The sequence below is a fragment of the Weissella sp. DD23 genome, assembly GCF_001579105.1.
Taxonomy (GTDB): Bacteria; Bacillota; Bacilli; order Lactobacillales; family Lactobacillaceae; genus Weissella; species Weissella cibaria.
In genome coordinates this window covers 143,583-144,845 of record NZ_KQ970394.1, presented here as the reverse complement: position 1 = coordinate 144,845, position 1,263 = coordinate 143,583, and the positions used below count along the sequence as shown (strand labels likewise).

Here is a 1,263-nt window from a genome sequence, read left to right as displayed (position 1 = left end):
CCGGGTACAGCACGGAATACTGACACATAGAACCGAGCAATCGCTTGTAACCAGCGATATCGACTACGACGCAACCAGGTCACGACGGCGCCGACCAGCGTTGCGATTACAAACAGTTCCGATGGTCAAGAGTAAGGTCAATGGCACATATGGTAAGAGCTTTGGCATCACACCAATCATATAATGCACATCAAATGACATTACTTAAGCGCCTTTCCATTGATAATATCTTCACCGAAGTACTTGTGTGACAACTTTTGCAATTCGCCATCCTTGTACAACTTCTTCAAGCCGGCGTTAAAAGTCTTCGCGTCCTTCTTACCACTGGCATCCTTCGTGAAGACCGCACCGTCATGGTCAGCTGCAATCTTGTCAGGCAACATCTTCAAAGCCAATTGCTTGTCCTTGATCACCGCCTTCAAAATTGGACCTGAGTTCGTCACACCATCAACCTTGCCACCGTTAGCAGCCGTCACGGCATCATCGCGTGACTCAAAGGCACGTACATCAACCTTCTTGTTGTACGCATTCAAATTTTTGATGCTCGTTGACCCTTGCACAGCGCCAACCGTCTTACCAGCCAAATCACTGACCTTCTTGGCCTTGCTATCCTTTGGCACGGCAACTTGTTGGTTATACGTTGCGTACAACTTTGAGAAACGGTATTGCTTAGCGCGGTCCTTGTTGTAAGCAACCGCGTTTGACACACCTTGAATCTTCTTGCTGCTCAATTGTTGCAACAAGCTATCAAAGTCACCGTTAACCCACTTCACCTTGTATCCTTCTGCCGCAAACGCCTTGTTCGCAACTTCAACGTCGAAGCCAACCAACTTATCATTTTCCTTATAAGACGTTGGATATGACACACCAGTTGATCCCAATGTAATCGTCTTCTCAGCAGCGTGCACTGGCATGTTAGCCAAAGCTAGTCCTGCGACACCTGCTGCAACCAACGTCATCATCTTTGTATTCTTCATCATGTTGTTTAACCTACTTCCTTCTCTAAAACATGTGCAATCAATGTTGGGATTTCGACGGTCGTCTTTTCAAATGACGCCACCGTCTTTAATTCTGACAAACTTGTTACCTCGGCAACCGCTGCATTCGCCATCAAATCGGTCAAAAAGTCCGTTTGCTGGTCAATGCTTCGTTGTGCCACCTCGAACAAAATTTCGTGCGCGGTTTGCTTACCCAGACGGTCTGCTAAGAACATCATAATGTCCTCCGCATAGACTAAATCACCTAGTCGCGCCACGTTCTCCT

General features: G+C 47.1%; 1 protein-coding gene and 1 pseudogene. Both read right to left on the bottom strand.

Annotated elements, in window-relative coordinates; translation table 11 throughout:
* Nucleotides 1-200: 200 nt before the first annotated feature.
* Nucleotides 201-980, bottom strand: a complete 780-nt coding sequence (locus WEIDD23_RS08115) for a transporter substrate-binding domain-containing protein (RefSeq protein ID WP_010370180.1) — start codon at nt 978-980, stop codon at nt 201-203.
* A 5-nt stretch (nt 981-985) separates the two neighbouring features.
* Nucleotides 986-1,263, bottom strand: a pseudogene (locus tag WEIDD23_RS08110) (adenylosuccinate lyase family protein); the annotation flags it as partial.